We start from the raw sequence: 17,501 nt of genomic DNA, 5'->3' as shown, positions 1-17,501 counted from the left end.
TTTAAACGAAAACCAAAAATTTAAATTGTAATTCTATTCTTTCAGAGTAAAAATAGTTGATCAACCTTATTTTAAGACATTTGTAACCTTCTGGTGACGTAAATGGTGACGTAACAAAAAAAGCAGTGACGTAGATCGTGACACTTTTATGCACCATTTCTTTTTTCTGTTTACTATTTTTGTCAATAGAATAAAATGACAGCTCTTTTATCTTTCTTATTTCTCAAACATTTATTAAACTAATAATTAATATGAAAACAAAAACATTTTCTTTTTTGGCGATTGTTGCAATTGCATTAGTAGCAACTTATAATGTATATAACTCACAGAAACGTGTAGTATTGTCTGATTTAGCAATGGCTAATATAGAAGCATTGGCCACAGGAGAGTGGAGTAGTCCTTATCGAGTATGCCCTTGCCCTTCTTCGCCTGGAAATGAATGCAAAACATCCTCCGAGAATAGACCAACATGTGCTTCTTTAACCTATTGTCGCTAATTATGAAAAGAAAAACATCTTCTCTTTTTACTCTTTCTATTTGCTCTGCTTTGTTTATTTCTTGTTTAGGAGGAAATAAACCAAAATCAGAACAGAAATCTCATGCCAGTATTGACCACTTAACGATAGACTCTGTGCAGTTCCCCGATTCGGAAGTTCTGACCTTAAAATCTTATTATCTTTCATGCTTCCATCAAAAGGGTGCATCCGAATGGCTGTATGCTTACAACTATAAACAGCACGGCTTGGATTGCTTCGATTTACACTCCAAGCAGGTGACACAGATTCCATTGTGCTCCGAAGGTCCTTCCACAGTAGTGCGTCCTATTTCAGGTATGTATATCAGTTCGCCGGACTCGATTTGGTTATATGATGCTGCTCAGAAGGTATTACTAATCAACAGCAAAGGCAAGGTCATGAAAAGTATTTCTCTATCGAGCAACCTTCCATCGGGACAATCAGTCATGATCGATCGCAACTACGCTATCTCTTCTACAAATTTGTATTACGATGCCGTACATCGTTCGCTTCTATTTGGGATAAAAGATGCTTCCGGCTCTTCTGTCTCTTTTAAAGTTCGTGAGTTTTTTTTAGACACACAGAAGTGTGTTGAGATACTTTTACCTTCTTCTACGGAAATTCCTAATGTCGGAGACGGTGACTATGCCAATATGAATAAACCGAATCTTACCTTTACCGCAGATAAGATCATCTGCAACTATCCGGTTGAATCGAATATTTATGTAGTGAGTCGAGCAAGCGGAAAGTTTGAGATTTTTAATGCCCCTAGTTCTTATACAACCAATAAGGCTAAACCTTGTAGTTCTAGAGAGGATTATGCTCAATGGGAACGTCATGGCATTGAGAATACTCATTTTTATGAATTGATGTATCTACCATCAACAGATAAATATGTTCGTTTGCATTTAGGAGCTCAAGAGTATGATCAAACAAAAGATATATCTACTTTGCTATCAAGACGTCGGCTTTATCTAACTTTGTTTGACAAGAACTTCTCCGTATTAGGCGAACAAGAATTGCCCTTTGGTAGATATAGTTTTTTTACGGGATGGTGTCCCACAGAAGATGCTCTTCTGCTTTTTGTAGATCATCCATTATTGGGAGAAAAACAAACCGAAAATCTGACGTTCGATCGTGTGAAATGGTAAAACGTTTTTTCAAACTTTATTCGTTAAAGAAAGTGATGATTTAAAGATTAATAGAAGTCTATTGATAACGACTAATAATCAAACTTTTTTAAGAGAACTAATTTAAAAGAGGAGGTGCAAATAAACAATGCATCTCCTCTTTTTTTATTATAAAATTCTATTTCTAGTGTTACGATAATTGCTTCCAAGATCGCATCTCCAATTCGAGCCCACGCTCTTTATTTATTCTTTCAATGGAACTGTAAAATAGAACGTCGATCCCTCTCCTTTTGTCGATTCAAACCAAAGTCGTCCTCCATTCTTTTCTACAAAGTCGACACAAAGCAATAACCCCAGTCCCGATCCTTCCTCATTATTTGTTCCAAAAGTACTGAAATGAGTATCCGTATGAAGGAGTTTTTTCTGTTGATCCTCATCCATACCACAACCGGAATCTTTCACACTAACCACAGCATTTCCATCTGCAACGGTCAAGTCAATCCATATTTCCGAATGTTCATGACTAAACTTAATCGCATTACTGATCAAGTTACGCAACACTGTTTTTATCATATCAATATCAGCTCGTACGAAAACCTTATCTTCATGATCGGTAAATCTGATCTTGATCTGCTTCAATTCACCAAGCATAGTAAAGATCTCAATGATACCCTCGATCATCTCGACAATATTATAATCCTGATAAACCACATTTAAACGACCAATCTGGCTTTTGGTCCACTTCAACAAATTATCTAAAAGTCCGAAAACTTCTTCAGTCGTCTGATTGGCCGTATTCAGCAAGTCGAACATCTCTTCACCAATCACTTCCTTAGGCAAGCTCATCGTTAGCATATTAAGCACCATCTTAATCGACCCCATTGGAGATCTTAAGTCATGTGCAATAACCGAATAAAGCTTATCACGTCCAATGATTGTCTTACGCAGTTCCTCAGTCTGAGCCACAATAAAACGTTTAGCCGCGATTAAAGAGATTTGGTGTTTAACACGAATCAATAATTCTTCCTTATTAAACGGTTTAGAGATAAAATCATTACCTCCGGTCTGAAAACCTTTAACGATATCAGGCGTGCTATTTAAAGCCGTTAAGAAGATAATTGGAATTTCGCACGTCTCCGATTGGCTTTTTAAAATCTTTGCCACTTCGAATCCATTGATATCAGGCATCATCACATCCAGCAGTATCAAATCTGGTTTTTCTTTTTCCACTTGTTCAAGTGCCTGTTTACCATTATTAGCTGTAACAATGGTATACTTCTCTCCGGTCAGAAGCACTTTCAAAAGAAGTACATTTGAAAGTACATCATCAACGATGAGTATTTTATATTCTTGGGGGATTACTTTCATTTCCATGTTATAGGGGGAATATAACAGTTAAAAAATAAGAATCAATTATACACAATTTCTCTCGAAAAACTCAATCATCCTCACTAAACCTTCATCCAACTGAATTGTCGGTTGCCAACCTAACTTTTCTTTAGCCAACTTAATATCAGGTTGTCTTTGTTTAGGATCATCGTGAGGTAATGGTTTAAAAATGATTCGCGATTTAGAATGAGTCAGTTCGATGATCTTCTTGGCCAGATCTAAAATAGTAAACTCGTTAGGGTTACCAATATTAACCGGGCCGATAAAGTCATCTGCAGAGTTCATCATCCGAAGCATTCCATCAATCAGGTCGTCGATATACTGAAAGCTACGCGTTTGAAGTCCGTCTCCATAAATCGTTATATCCTCATTTTTTAAGGCTTGCATGATGAAATTAGAAACGACTCTTCCATCATTTGGGCACATACGAGGACCATAAGTATTAAAAATACGGATAATTTTTATACGCACGTCATTTTGTCTATGATAATCCATGAACAACGTTTCCGCACATCTCTTCCCTTCGTCGTAACACGAACGTATGCCTATCGGATTAACATTACCCCAATAGGACTCCGGTTGAGGATGAACAGTTGGATCACCATAGACTTCGCTCGTAGAAGCTTGAAGAATTTTAGCATTAAGCCTTCTAGCTAAACCAAGCATATTGACAGCTCCCATCACAGAAGTTTTAATCGTCTGTATAGCGTCATGTTGGTAATGAATGGGAGAAGCCGGACAAGCTAAATTATATATTTCGTCAACTTCAGCAGCGTAGGGATAAATGACATCATGACGAATCATTTCAAATCGATGATTATCCATCAGATGTTCTATGTTTTTCTTTGAGCCGGTAAAATAGTTATCAAGACACAAGACTTCGTGACCGTCATTGATCAAGCGTGTGCACAAATGAGAACCTATAAAACCAGCTCCCCCACTTACTAGGATTTTTTTCATATAAAGTTCTATACAGATTATAGATATTAAGACTCTTTTATATATACAAATATATATTATATTATTATAATACACAAGCATAGAGTATACTTATTTAACTTTAATGTAAATAATGAATAAGAATACAAAAATCATAAAAAAGATAAAACAAAGAAGAATGCATTCTACTCACCAGCTCTCAGAAAAAGCTGAATGGAATTCAAAAACAGACCAACACTCTAGTAATCAACAAAATAAACATTTACAGATATTCAGAGAGACTGAAATCTTTATCTGCGAACAGGTCGGCTAAGCCAGAGATTTGTTTAAGTCGAAGCAATTCATCTCTATCCATTCCAACATTTTTCATGATCCATTGATCGGAAACTCCAGACTTATCAAGCTCCGCAATAATATGGCACATCAACTCGATGCTATGCGTACCTCTAGCTCGATTATGACGAATGGTAGAACTCATCCGACACGACAGATCTTTATCGATAACCACGACCGGGAGTAATCCTTTTTCACGCAAGAAAAGACGCTCCGAATTCTTCAAGATTTGATAACGATGAAATCCATCGACCAAGATATATTTATCCTCCTTCTCGGAATAATAACAGACACAAGGCATCGTAAATCCATCCTCCCAAATAGAAAGTTCAAGAAGCTTCATTTCCGGAGGAGCCATGACATTCGGATTGTAGTCATTGGCATAGACTTTCTCAACGGGCACCGCTTTTACGTTATACACCGGACTTTTAATTTCATTCATGACATCATTAATTTATATTGTTCCATAACAAGCTGTCGTTGATCCATCTCTGCTTTAGTGGGAGAAAAGCCCATATATTTACAAGCATGATCGTTCTTCAAGATACAGATACACATCCGCTTATAAGTCGGTATTTCCCTAAACTCAGGAATATTAATATCTTCAATATACTCCATGCGAACAGGTTTCTTCTGGGTCTTATAATTTGTTTTATCCATGACGATAATGTGCACTCCCGCCTTAATCAACTTTTCGATGGTCTCTTCCCCTAAACATCCTCCTTTATTTCGCCAGAAGTTCACGCTTACAGTAAACTTTTGAAGGTAATTTCTACGTATTCGTTCCGGAAGTGTCGACAACAGGAAATACATAAACTCACGCCATGTATACCCCTCTGGAAGCTTAACGGATTGCCACCCCATAGCATGCGTTTTACCATACAGCCCGGCAAAATTAACACCATTCACACGGCCAATCATCTTTCCCCAAGTATACGGATCAATGGCTTTATAAAGTGACAAACTCTTTTGTCCTTCATTAATGAACGGACTAGCGACACGCTGTTTCTCCAAACTAACTCCGGCGCGATAATACAAATCATATAAAGAGTTATAATCCCACTTAAACTTGCCATTGGCCACCCAGACATCGGTTGTCTTCCAATCGTAGATCGGATAAACATTATAAATATCATTTCCAACCTTCGAAGTCCACTTATATTTATGGTACATAAACTGCCGACGATTGGCATGAATACACCTCCAACGATTTAAACTTTCTTGGGTACGTATGCCTATTAAGCAACACGTACGAACAGCATCCTGCTTGTCGTGAAACCATTTTGCAAAGCGTAATTGGAATTCATAATCCCACATCTGAGCATTAAAGAATGAAAAAGAGTCGGACGTCAGAGCTTCTGGCGGACGTTCTCTAACCCACAACTCCTCCTTACTCTCATCCCAAGGACGCCAAAAAGCTTGATACATGGAAGTACACGTCCCGACCTTAAAGGGTACACACACGCGATAAACCTCTAAAATATCTCGAGTATCCTCGAGTATCCGGTCAACATAATCCATAGTCATTTTATACTGCACCTCATAATCGAGATGAAGCACTCCAATCCGAGTCGACAGTTTGTTTCGACGAACATAGTCAATACAGAGATTTAAAAGTACCCCGCTATCTTTACCTCCGGAAAAAGAGACATAGATATTATCAAACTCCTTAAAAACAATGTCTAATCTTTTTTGGGCAAGATCGTAAACATTTTGAGGTCTATTTGTTTTGTTCATCATAGTATTATCGTATTTGTGGTGTCGTAGTGAAAAGCGTGATCTATCTTTGCATCTTCACATAGCGTTTCCATTCCTTGACCACCGAAAAACCGTGTTTCTCAAAAATAGGGCGATCCGGCATGTGGGTGACTGAAATCAAGTTTTTACAATCCTGCATTTCATGAATCGCAGAAGCGAGTAATAGAGTCATCGTTTTCTGTTTTTGATTATCTGCAACATAATAATTATTAATGATCCCCTTCCCATTTCGTCTTTCTATTGGAAAAAAACCTTTTACACACTCCTCTTCAACAGCAATAAACCAGACAAAATCGCTTGAGGTTCTAAACGGATAATTATTATTGGCACTGATGACAGAAGGATTCATCACCAAGGGAGCAACTAACTGATACAACTCGGGGCTTTCACCACTCAATCTAACAATCTGCATCATAATAAAAATAATGGATAAATAGTTTTGTCTTTCAAATATAGATCAGGACACAATGTAGCAATTATGATATACAAACAGGAATAAAACGACTATTTTTTTATATAATTTCATAAATTAATATCAATTTCACAATATTTTTAGTTTATGAGATGACACCAAAGTAAAAAAGAGAATAGCGAACCATTACCATTCAAAGGATGTTATAATAACAAATCATTTTAGTTTAAGTTATGGAATCATCAATGGTTGTCAATGGTTTTCTGCCCGTTTTCTTATGTGGAATTTTCGGTGCTTTTTTAGGAGAATTATTTAAATGGTACAGAATACGTGAAAGCAAAGAACTCCCAGAATATGCACGTTCTCCTGTCTATTGGATAGTAACAGGTTTAATCATTCTTTCTGGAGGCGTATTGGCCATTTTGTATGGAACAGAACAAGTAAATGCCATACTTGCCTTGAATATAGGGATCACTTCCCCCTTGATTATTCAAAGTGTAGCCCGTATGGTTCCGGAGTCGGCTACCGCCTCTAAGGAAACGACACCTAAACAGACTGGAAAAAAAATAAAAAGGCTATTGGGATCACAGTCCTACATCTACAATATAGAGAAAGATGTTTTACCAGACAATGGGTCTATTGATCTTTCGAACGAACAATTTATCGAAAAACCCGTAAAGAAGACAATACATCGTTTCTTATCTCACTAAGGAGCAACCGTTTCAAGGGCTAACAGTCAATCTTATTAAAGTATCGTATGAAAGAGTATATCATTAAGATTTGGAAGTTCTTAAGTTATGATATTTGGCGAATCACCGAAAAAGAGGTCACCAAAAGGACGTTCATGCTCTATTATATTGTCAAGATGTTCTATCTCAGCATTCATCGTTTTAGAAAGAATCAAATCACCAATAAAGCGGCCGCGTTGACTTATAGCACCTTGCTCGCTATCGTCCCCATGCTAGCGCTATTATTTGCCATAGCCCGAGGATTAGGAATTTCGGAACATCTGGAACAAGTGATTAGAACGTTCTTTACAGGTGATAAGTTAACTCTTGATACTCTATTAAATTTCGTCGATTCATATTTGAGTCACACAAAAAATGGCGTCTTTATCGGTGTTGGGCTCATTCTTTTCCTGTGGACTATTCTAAACTTAATTAGCAATATTGAGGATACCTTTAATCAGATTTGGGAAGTTAAGAAAGGTCGTTCGATGTTTCGGAAAGTGACCGACTATTTTTCAATGTTGCTCCTTATGCCCATCTTTATAGTCACCTCAAGCGGATTGTCTATTTTCATCAGTACAACGGTGGTTAAGCTTGAACACTTCATGCTTCTAGGTCCCGTTGTAAAAACGTTGATCCATCTGATTCCTTTTGCCATAACTTGGCTGATGTTTACGGGACTTTACATCTTCATGCCCAACACGCCAATCAAATTCAAGCATGCTTTCATTTCGGGTCTACTAGCAGGGTCGCTCTATCAAATCTTTCAATACTTATACATCCACAGTCAGATTTGGGTATCAAGCTACAATGCTGTCTATGGTAGTTTTGCCGCCTTACCTTTATTTTTGATCTGGCTTCAAATTTCGTGGACCATCTGCCTATTCGGTGCCGAGCTGACTCATGCCAAACAGAACATTCATCTCTTCAATTTTAACAGAGACACCCAACAGATCAGTCGACGGTATCGAAAGTTTATATCCATACTCGTTTTATCGGGCATTGTCAAGCAGTTTGTCGAAAACAAACCTCCATATAGCACAGAACAGATCACACAGAAATATCAGCTACCGATGAGGTTGACCAATCAGATTATACAAGAGCTGCAAACCATAAATCTCGTGAACGAGATCGTATCCGATCAGAAAAGTGAAAGCACTTGTTACCAACCCGCCATGGATCCTTCTCAGATCACTCTCGGCTTATTGTTAGAACGATTAGAAACCCATGGTTCCGAGAATTTCAAAGTAGACAAAGATAAATTATTCAATAAAGAGTGGAGCACCATTGCTTCATTGTTGGACCATTTTCATGAAAAAGCCAATCAAATCTTACTCAAAGACTTATAAAATGACACCGTCGAAACTTATAGACTCAGTTCCCACGCTTTCGCATCATAAGTCGATTCGATTCGGTGTTCAACCTCATCGGGCAATTCCGGAAAGAAATCCAGTTGAGTTTTTTGTTCAACCTCATCAACCGAACAAGCATACGAAAACATCGGATGATTACCGGATTCATTCTTATAGATAAATCCAATCGCCTTAGATCGTCCATTGAGGGACGCAATCACTTTAAAGAAAGCATCAGGCACGGCAACATGACGTTTCCCGATCGAACGATACCCCTTTTTATAAAAGATAGGGCCACAAACCACATAGATCGAACCCTCTTGACGTGCCCAAGAGCGACAAGCTTCCTCTAATTCCTTCCAATCCCCACGATTCAGGTTATGATTCTGTGGACAAATATTGGTCATATAAAAGCTCTCTGCCATTGCCTTTTTATTCCATCGATTATCTCCTGCGGGACACATGTGGCCTCGGTCAAAATGTGCTCTCTTATAATCGTCTGTCGTTACCGGATCATCCAAGTCGGGGTCCGGTAAAAAGCGATTGGTGCGACTACAACGTTCAACCAAACGCTCGGGAGTGAGCTTCCAAGCCACCCAATTGGGTACCTTAAGATCTGCATTATAGGACACCATATACCCTTTGCGACAAAAAACTTGTTCGTGTTCTGTGAGTAAAGAACGAGGCCGTTCAATAGATTTTATCGTATCATTAAAAGAGACTTTACTTTGTGTTCCAAAAACACCTTTAGGCGAGAAGCATTCCGCTAAAAAGATGAGAAGAACAAGTATCCCTAATGTATAAGCGACTTTTTTTACTTTCATAAAGCCAAATTAAATAAAAATTCCTTTTCTATAAATTTGATACAAATTTATATTCTCTTTTTGGTTTAACTCTTCAAAAACAAATAAAATATCGTATTATTTCGTATTTTTGACCTTTAAATATTTTTTCAAACCTTATAACCATGACAAAAAAGAGACAAATCCCCCATACCTATGTAATTATCTTTTATATCATTTTATTTTGTGCTGCACTCACCTGGATCATTCCCGGTGGAAAATATATCGAACAAACAGATGCACTCGGAGAGAAAGCGCTTGTTTTCCAACAAGTTCCAAGTGTGCCACAAACGTGGCAAGTCTTTGCTTCCTTTTTTAAAGGTTTTGTCGACAAAGCCGATATTATTGTCTTTATCCTCATCATTGGGGGAGCCTTTTGGATCGTCAACGACAGTAAAGCGTTCGACATCGGTACGATGAGTTTCCTTAGAAAGGCTAAAAAGATGGAATCAAACCCTCTGTTACGAAAGGTTGGCGTCAATAACTTCATCATAACGGCCATCATGCTCCTCTTTAGTATTTTCGGAGCCGTATTTGGCATGAGCGAAGAGACCATCGCCTTTATTATCATCTTGGTACCAATGGCCATAACGATGGGGTACGACTCCATCACAGGAGTCTGTATGGTTTTTGTAGCTGCAGGATTGGGTTTTGCCGGTGCTATTCTAAACCCCTTCACCATCGGCATTGCACAAGGGTTGGCTGGTCTGCCTCTCTTCTCCGGCATCGAATATCGACTCTTTTGCTGGATCGTGATCAACCTCTTTGGTTTCACCTACATCCTACGTTATGCCAATCGGGTGAAGCGAAATCCGAAACTCTCTCCGGTATACGAAGAAGATCAATATTGGCGGGAACTACATGCCGACCAGACCCTGGAACTTAAATTCTATACCCCAAAAGCGGCTTGGAAAAGTTACTACTTTATTGTCGTTCTACTTGGCCTATTCAGTTCCTTCTATCCACTCACCACCTTAACCATTGGAAATGCAAAAATCGAGCATCTCCCCATCCTCCCGATACTTTCAATTCTTTTTCTGATCACATCGTTCTTTGCACTAAAGAAGTCTGTACATATCTATATTTTAAACCTACTCTTCTTTACAATCTTTTTCCTCATTGTCGGGGTCATGGGCTACGGATGGTATATCATGGAAATCTCAGCGCTCTTCTTTGGTCTGGGATTAGCCTCGGGTATGGCCAACGATAAAAGTCCAAACGATCTGGTACGTTTATTTATGGAAGGAAGCAAAGACATCCTATCCGCAGCAATGGTTGTTGGATTGGCCGGAGGAATCATTGTCATCCTCAAAGAAGGCATGATCATTGATACCATCTTACACAGCATGGCACAAGGAATGACCGACCTGGGAAATGTAGCCACAGTCGGAGTGATGTACGTCATTCAGACCTTGATCAACCTTGTGATCCCTTCAGGCAGCGCTAAAGCTGCACTTACCATGCCGATTATGGCCCCATTTTCCGATATTATCGGTCTTTCAAAACAAGCCACGGTCATGGCTTTTCAATTCGGCGACGGATTTACCAACATGATAACCCCAACCTCAGGCATTCTCATTGCAGTGTTGGGAATTGCCCGTATCCCATACGACAAATGGTTTAAATGGGTTTGGAAGTTTATGCTGATGCTCATTTTGCTGGGTTTTATTCTGTTGATCCCGACAGTGGTTCTTCAGATGAATGGTTTTTGATTTGGTCAACAAGGTTTATTTCGATTTTCTGATTGACCAATGAGATAAAACCAGATCTTAAAATAGCCCGATTAGCAAAGGAGCATAGAGCAGTCGGATTCATCGGACCAAATAGGACACTTTATACATACGAGAGTCGAGTTTCGCAAATCCTCAATTTGCGAAACTCGACTCTTATACTACCCAATAGAGACACTCTCACACCAAATTAATCGATAAACGAGGAACTCTATATGATTCTCTTAGCGGTCTACTATTCAATATCCCAGATACCGGAAGTAAATTCTAATTCAACTAAAGCCACATGATATTGATACAACGTTTCAATATATTGAGCCCGAACATCATCGAACGTGCGCTGAGCATTCAAAACATCCAATAAAGCAATCTCCCCACGATTATAGCTATAAATCTCGCCTTTTAAAACCTCTTTTGCTTGTTCGAGCAGTCCGCTTTTAAAATGTTTCAACTGCTTAAAGAGGGATTGAAACTGATAATAAGCCTTCATCACCTCCGTCCGCACTTGCAAACGAGCCTGCTGATAATCGGTTTCCGCTTGTAAAGCTCGGAATTTTGCAGCACGAACAGCCCCATGGTTCAATGCCGAAAACTTTAAAGGAAAAGCAACGCCAACCGTAACCGAATTAAATTTCGGTGCCGGAGCCTCCATATTACGCACCTGATTGTTATGGCCAAGTGCTACCGATAAATCCACATCCGGCATTCGCTCTCTACGAGTTGCAATCACTCCCCGATAAGCCACCTCTGTATTTTTCTGCGCAACAACAAGGTCCGATCGATAAGCGATGGCGTGAGTCATCAACTCATCTAAGGAAAAGAATCGTTCCGTCGCTTTTAGCTCCCCCTCAGGCACAAAAACCGTATCATTCGACATCCGTCCCATCATCATATCTAAAGCAGCATAACCATTTTTAAGTTCCGTTTCAGCCTGCAAAACTTCATTATACATGATCCCTGCTTCTAGTCTTGATTGAGCAGCCTCAACCTCCATGATCTTTCCGGTGAGCAACCGCAAGCTATCGGACACCGCCAAATCATGCATGCTACGATAAGCATCTCTTTTGACAGCCAATAGCTGTTTTTTCATCAAGACCTCATAGTAAGCCACCGTTGCATCTGCCCGAAGATGACGAAAATAATCTTCGAGCAAAGCCTCTGTCCACTCACTTTCACTTTGTTTGAGGCGGATAGCTGCCCCACGCTTACCGAGCGATAAAGTTTGCATGAGTCCCACCTCATAACTCTGTCCCATTTGCAGGGTCCGATCTTGGTTGTTTGCATATTCAAACGACAGCTGAGGATCATTAAAAACCTTAGCGGCCACCACATCAGCCTTGACTGCACTCACATTCAGTTTCTGAGAAGCATAACCCAGATTTCCTTCGACAACCCGTGTCAAATAATGACTATAAGTCAGCGGACAAACCGTTTGACCTTGGACCAAAAGGGTACAAGTCAAACCTAATATTAGTAAACTATATTTTTTCATACGTCAATTATAATTATGAACCTACATTAGTTTAACGAAACGTCCTTAATGATTGTTTTTCAACAAAGACATTTTATCAAGCCTTTTTCATCGAACAATTTCATCGAACAATTTCATTAAACAGTTTTATCAAAGTGGTGTCATCCAACAGTTTCATCACGCTCAGAAAAATCCTTTTCACGATTGGCAGCACATTCGCGCTCTTCCACTCGTTTTTCCATTAGATAATAAAGCGACGGCAACATGTATAAAGTAATGATCGTTGCAAACAACAGTCCATAGACAATCACCGTAGCCAAAGGTCGCTGCACATCCGATCCAATTCCCGTTGACAAAGAAGCCGGAAAGAGTCCAAGAATAGCCACTGTTGCCGTCATCAAGATCGGACGAAAACGGTGACGTGTTCCGAGAATCACGGCCTCTCTAAGCCCTTTACCTTGAAGACGTAACTGATTAATATGCGAGATCATGATCACCCCATTCTGAATAGCCACTCCAATGAGCGCGATAAACCCAACCGCCGAAGAAACGTTCAACGTCATCCCTCGTACATTAAGCGCCAACATGCCGCCAAACAGAGCCAAGGGGACAATAGACATCAGCAATGCCGCCTGTCTGAAACGCCCTAAAGCGCCAAACAACAAGAGCAACATCAGTCCCAAAGCCAACGGAACCACCAATCCCAAACGCGCATAAGCACGGTTCTGATTCTCAAACTGTCCCGCCCATTTCAGATGAATCGCCTCATGATCGTATCGCACTTGATGCGCAATTGCCCGATTTGCTTGATTCAAGAAAGAGGTCAGGTCAACTCCACGAAGGTTGACATGCACCGTTAAGTGACGTTTGTTCATCTCTCTCGAAATCGTACTCGCCCCGGTCGTCATCTTCACATCGGCCACCTGACTGAGTGGGATTTTAGCTCCCGAACCGGAAGTCAGCAACAGACCGCCAATCCGATCGGGGGTATTTCGACTCTCTTCATTAAAGCGACAAATCACATCATACGACTTACTCCCCACAAAGATTTGCGACACTGCCTTACCACCGATAGCCAGTTCGATCAAGTCCGACACATCCGACACATTCAGTCCGTACTGCGCCATCCGCTCACGGTTCACCACAATCTGAAGCTGAGGCATCGGAGGTTCCTGATCGATAGCCACATCGGCAGCACCGGGAATATTCTTAATGACTTTTTCAACCTCCTCAGCCACTCTTCGCGTCTCATCCAAATGATCCCCATAAATCTTAATCGCCAAATCACTATGTGCTCCGGCAATCTGATCCATCACCATATCAATGATCGGTTGCGAGAAGCTATACGTATAGCCCGGCAGACAACTCAACGAATCGTTCATCGCTTCAATCAGTTCCGCTTTCGTTCGTCCACTCTCCCAAGTATCGTAAGGTTTCAATCCCACGGCACACTCTACGTGCGACAGCGAGAAAGCCTCCGCCCCCTCATCATCCCGTCCCACTTGAGTCATCACATACGAAACCTCCGAGAACTTCGAGACTTCACGACGCAACTCTTCCCCCATCTGTTTCGATTTCTCGATAGAAATACCCGGAGGCAATTGCACCTGAATCCAAATCGACCCCTCATCAAGCGGCGGCAAGAAATCCTTACCCACCAAAACGCTCAGTCCCCCTGCCAAAAGAAGAATGACCGCCAAAGACGACAAGACCAATTTGTGTCGATCTAAGATCTTAACCACCTGAGCATGATAGACCGTCGACAAGCGTTCCAACCAACGGTTATGATAAATCTTCCGAGGCTGGCGATAGGCCATATAAGCCAATCCCGGAATTAAGAACAACGCCACAGCCAAAGCCCCTAACAACGCATAACCTACGGTGTAAGCCATCGGGGTAAACAACTTACTTTCGATATGTTCGAAAGCAAACAACGGCAAATAAGCCGTAATGATGATCAACGTCGAGAACAGAATGGGACGTCCCACCTCTGCCGTACGTCCCAACAACGAAGCCTCGCTCAGCTTTTCCGTCGGGTGACGTTCTCGCTTCTTCAGAATGGTCTCCATCATCACAATCGCCCCATCGACCAGAATACCAAAGTCGACCGCCCCCAGCGAGAGCAAGTTAGCCGGAATATTGGTCAGATGCATCAACACAAAAGCGATGAGCAAAGCCAGAGGAACAGTCAGCGCCACCAACAAGGCCCCTCGCCAACTTCCCAAAAAGACGATCAACACTAAAACGACCAAGATCATCCCCTCGAGCAACGTATGCGAAACCGTATGAAGAGTCGTCTCAACCAAGTTTGTCCGATCCATGAACGCGTGAATCCGCGTCCCCTTAGGCAGCACCTCCCGATTCAACTCCTCGACCGCTTGATGCACCCCCTCAAGAACCACCGACGGATTTTGTCCCCGGAGCATTTGTACAATCCCCTCAACGCCATCGGAGTAATGACAGGAATCATCATCAAAACCCAGTACCCCCTTCCGTTCAAGACTACCATACTTCAGTTTGCCGATATCATTCAAATAGACCGGCACACCATGATCGGTCTTCAGCACAATCGTTCCCAGATCGTCCAAATCCTTGACCAATCCGATGCCACGGACCACATAACTCAAATCACCGCGAGTAAGCATACTCCCCCCTGAATTGACATTATTGTGTTCAATCTTATCCGTCACATCAGCGAGTGAAAGCCCGTACTCCTCCATCTTACGAGGATCGATCTCAATCTGATATTGAGTGGTGATTCCCCCATAATTACTCACGTCGGCCACGCCGGTCACCTGCTTCAATCGTGGAATAATGACCCATTTATGCAAATCGGTCATCTCCCGCAAACTCAAACGGTCACTTTCAATCACATAACGGAAAATCTCCCCCGTAGGAGAAGTCAGCGGATTCAATCCCGGCACCGCCCCATAAGGCAATTCCACATCCACCAACCGTTCCTGTACCCGTTGTCGAGCCCAATAATCGTCCGTTCCATCCTCAAAGACCAAGATCACCGTACTCAGTCCGAAGGTATTCTTACTTCGCATCACCTTCACTCTCGGCAAACCGTTCACCGCATGCTCAATCGGGATCGTGATCTGCTGTTCGATCTCCTCAGCCGCCAATCCCGGCACCTGTGTCACAATCTGCACCGTCGTGTCGGCAATATCCGGATAAGCATCCACCGCCAATTGCGTCCAAGAATAATAACCAATAACCGCTAAAAAACAAAACACCACGCACATCAGTCCCCGACGATGTAACGCTAAATTCATTAATTTCCTCATCGGTTCATTCCTCAACGTGCCTCAATAAAATAAAACGCCCCATCAGTCACCACCTCTTCACCGGGCTGCAATCCGGCAGCCACCACCGTGCGATGACCATCAGTCATCAGTGTTGTGATCTCCCGTCTCAAATAACGTCCGTTGCCTAAACTCAAAAGGACATACTGATGATCCTTCTCTTGCAGAATCGCCGACGTCGGAATCAAGATGCTACGTACCGAATCTCCGGTCAACATCACCGTACCATACATACCCGGTTTCATCAGACGACTCTGATTCTCACATTCAATCAGAACCTCCACGGCCCGCGTCTCCTCATTCAAGAGCTCTCCGACATGATAAATCTTCCCGGGCAACTGTTTTCCGGGCATCGCCACCAATTCCACTTGCACCTTTTGAAGGGCATTAATGAGCGACAAGTCCTTCTCCTTCACGTTTGCAACGACCCAAACCTTATTCAAATCGGCCACAAGCGCTATCGGTTCGGCATCGTCTTTCATGTACTGTCCCATAACGATATTATTACTCACCACCTCACCATCGATCGGCGAGCGGACAATCAGCGGTCGCCCCAAGACCAATGTCTCCGGATCGATCTGAAACACCTTCAACGCAGCCAAAGCATTCTCATAATCCTTCTTCTTAAGCTCATAATTCACCTCAGCCTCTTCAACCTCTTTCTGAGCCCCCACTTTATGGGCAAATAAATCTTTCTCCCTCTTCAAACTTTTCAAAGCCAAACTCATCTCCTGCTTAGCCTGATAATAATTCTTTCCCGTCTCAAAGAAATCAGGAGAGCTGATCTCAAAGATCGGACTACCCTTTCTCACCTTTTGTCCCAGTCGCACAAACGACCGTACAATCCGTCCGCTAAACGGCGATGCAATCGCGGCATAATTTGTAGGAATCGCCTTGACGACTCCCGAAGTAGCGAAAGTGGTCTGATGTAATTCTTCAGTCACTCTCATGATCTTTATTTTTTTAGCAATCGGCGAATTCTGTTCCACTAAGATCGTGTCCCCACTCGTTGCAAATTGCTGGTCGTCTTTTTCAGTTTTTGATGGGGTACACGAGAAACACACCATACCTGAAAGGCACAGTATTACTAACTTTTTCATGTCTTTTTATTTTATGATAGATATAAATGAACAATTCCGGATCCTCATTCGAGCATCCGGTAGAATTTGTAAGAAAAGAATGTTAGAAAGTTAGCATGGCGGTGCACGCAAAAAGGGAGAATAAGTCCGACGGTCAAAGAAGTTATTTTGACGAGAAACATAAATCACATACAAGCAAATGAGAAGACCTACCGCCCAAAGCAATGGAGAAGAAAAGAACAAGACCAAAGCATTAAACAAGGCAACAGTCTCCAGCTCTTCACCGGTATGTGTATGATGCCCACCCGGTATATAAGGATGCGAATGTGTGATCGAATAGGTCTGAAAGATATGGGTATGAATAAAAGACGTGTTGGCCGTATAGTAATATAAAAATAATATTACCAACAACCAACGACCCATATTTCGCAAAGCCTTTTCCATACTAAGCGGCAAAAGTACAAACTTTCGCGCAACTAGAACTTAAGAATGCATTTAAATGACTCCTCGAATGC

General features: G+C 41.5%; 15 protein-coding genes. 5 read left to right on the top strand and 10 right to left on the bottom strand.

Features of this window, described 5'->3' with window-relative positions; genetic code table 11:
• Positions 1-251 precede the first annotated feature (251 nt).
• Positions 252-497 (top strand): NVEALA domain-containing protein, encoded by a 246-nt coding sequence (locus AC4PG5_RS02160; RefSeq protein ID WP_492029821.1) that lies wholly within the window; start codon positions 252-254, stop codon positions 495-497.
• Positions 498-499: 2 nt separating this feature from the next.
• Positions 500-1,666 carry a DUF4221 family protein gene (locus AC4PG5_RS02155; protein WP_492029820.1) on the top strand — a complete coding sequence of 389 codons (1,167 nt, stop codon included), beginning with the start codon at positions 500-502 and terminating at the stop codon, positions 1,664-1,666.
• A gap of 222 nt (positions 1,667-1,888) precedes the next feature.
• Here the strand turns inward: AC4PG5_RS02155 and AC4PG5_RS02150 are convergent, their stop codons facing one another.
• The 5 genes from AC4PG5_RS02150 to AC4PG5_RS02130 all read right to left on the bottom strand — a co-directional run bounded on the left by AC4PG5_RS02150 (position 1,889) and on the right by AC4PG5_RS02130 (position 6,479).
• Entirely contained in the window at positions 1,889-3,019 is a 1,131-nt protein-coding gene (locus tag AC4PG5_RS02150; RefSeq protein ID WP_492029819.1) for an ATP-binding response regulator, read from the bottom strand.
• A 39-nt stretch (positions 3,020-3,058) separates the two neighbouring features.
• Entirely contained in the window at positions 3,059-3,994 is a 936-nt protein-coding gene (locus tag AC4PG5_RS02145; RefSeq protein WP_492029818.1) for a UDP-glucuronic acid decarboxylase family protein, read from the bottom strand.
• A 241-nt stretch (positions 3,995-4,235) separates the two neighbouring features.
• Positions 4,236-4,748, bottom strand: a complete 513-nt coding sequence (locus AC4PG5_RS02140; protein WP_492029817.1) for an IbrB-like domain-containing protein — start codon at positions 4,746-4,748, stop codon at positions 4,236-4,238.
• The gene (locus AC4PG5_RS02135; protein ID WP_492029816.1) at positions 4,745-6,046 is read right to left on the bottom strand and encodes a DUF3440 domain-containing protein; all 1,302 of its coding nucleotides are present in this window, start codon (positions 6,044-6,046) and stop codon (positions 4,745-4,747) included. Before AC4PG5_RS02135 ends, AC4PG5_RS02140 begins: the two co-directional genes overlap by 4 nt.
• A gap of 40 nt (positions 6,047-6,086) precedes the next feature.
• Positions 6,087-6,479, bottom strand: a complete 393-nt coding sequence (locus AC4PG5_RS02130) for a hypothetical protein (protein WP_492029815.1) — start codon at positions 6,477-6,479, stop codon at positions 6,087-6,089.
• Positions 6,480-6,709: 230 nt separating this feature from the next.
• On the opposite strand from AC4PG5_RS02130, the gene AC4PG5_RS02125 reads away from it, so the two are divergent.
• Positions 6,710-7,186: a hypothetical protein gene (locus AC4PG5_RS02125; RefSeq protein WP_492029814.1), complete on the top strand. Its 477-nt coding sequence runs from the start codon at positions 6,710-6,712 to the stop codon at positions 7,184-7,186.
• A gap of 47 nt (positions 7,187-7,233) precedes the next feature.
• Positions 7,234-8,553: a YihY/virulence factor BrkB family protein gene (locus AC4PG5_RS02120; protein WP_492029813.1), complete on the top strand. Its 1,320-nt coding sequence runs from the start codon at positions 7,234-7,236 to the stop codon at positions 8,551-8,553.
• Positions 8,554-8,570: 17 nt separating this feature from the next.
• Here AC4PG5_RS02120 and AC4PG5_RS02115 read toward each other — a convergent pair whose 3' ends face one another.
• Positions 8,571-9,380, bottom strand: a complete 810-nt coding sequence (locus tag AC4PG5_RS02115) for a DNA/RNA non-specific endonuclease (RefSeq protein ID WP_492029812.1) — start codon at positions 9,378-9,380, stop codon at positions 8,571-8,573.
• A gap of 143 nt (positions 9,381-9,523) precedes the next feature.
• On the opposite strand from AC4PG5_RS02115, the gene AC4PG5_RS02110 reads away from it, so the two are divergent.
• Positions 9,524-11,110: a YfcC family protein gene (locus tag AC4PG5_RS02110; RefSeq protein ID WP_492029811.1), complete on the top strand. Its 1,587-nt coding sequence runs from the start codon at positions 9,524-9,526 to the stop codon at positions 11,108-11,110.
• 253 nt (positions 11,111-11,363) lie between these two features.
• Here AC4PG5_RS02110 and AC4PG5_RS02105 read toward each other — a convergent pair whose 3' ends face one another.
• The 4 genes from AC4PG5_RS02105 to AC4PG5_RS02090 all read right to left on the bottom strand — a co-directional run bounded on the left by AC4PG5_RS02105 (position 11,364) and on the right by AC4PG5_RS02090 (position 17,430).
• Entirely contained in the window at positions 11,364-12,620 is a 1,257-nt protein-coding gene (locus AC4PG5_RS02105; protein WP_492029810.1) for a TolC family protein, read from the bottom strand.
• Between the two features lie 140 nt (positions 12,621-12,760).
• A complete protein-coding gene (locus AC4PG5_RS02100) occupies positions 12,761-15,889 on the bottom strand; it encodes an efflux RND transporter permease subunit (RefSeq protein ID WP_492029809.1) in 3,129 nt (1,042 codons plus the stop codon).
• A gap of 11 nt (positions 15,890-15,900) precedes the next feature.
• Positions 15,901-17,007 (bottom strand): efflux RND transporter periplasmic adaptor subunit, encoded by a 1,107-nt coding sequence (locus AC4PG5_RS02095; protein WP_492029808.1) that lies wholly within the window; start codon positions 17,005-17,007, stop codon positions 15,901-15,903.
• Between the two features lie 90 nt (positions 17,008-17,097).
• Positions 17,098-17,430: a DUF8478 family putative metalloprotein gene (locus AC4PG5_RS02090; RefSeq protein ID WP_492029807.1), complete on the bottom strand. Its 333-nt coding sequence runs from the start codon at positions 17,428-17,430 to the stop codon at positions 17,098-17,100.
• Positions 17,431-17,501 lie beyond the last annotated feature (71 nt).

The organism is Bacteroides sp. QWL-09, from assembly GCF_058683585.1.
This window is presented reverse-complemented; position numbering and strand designations above follow the sequence as displayed.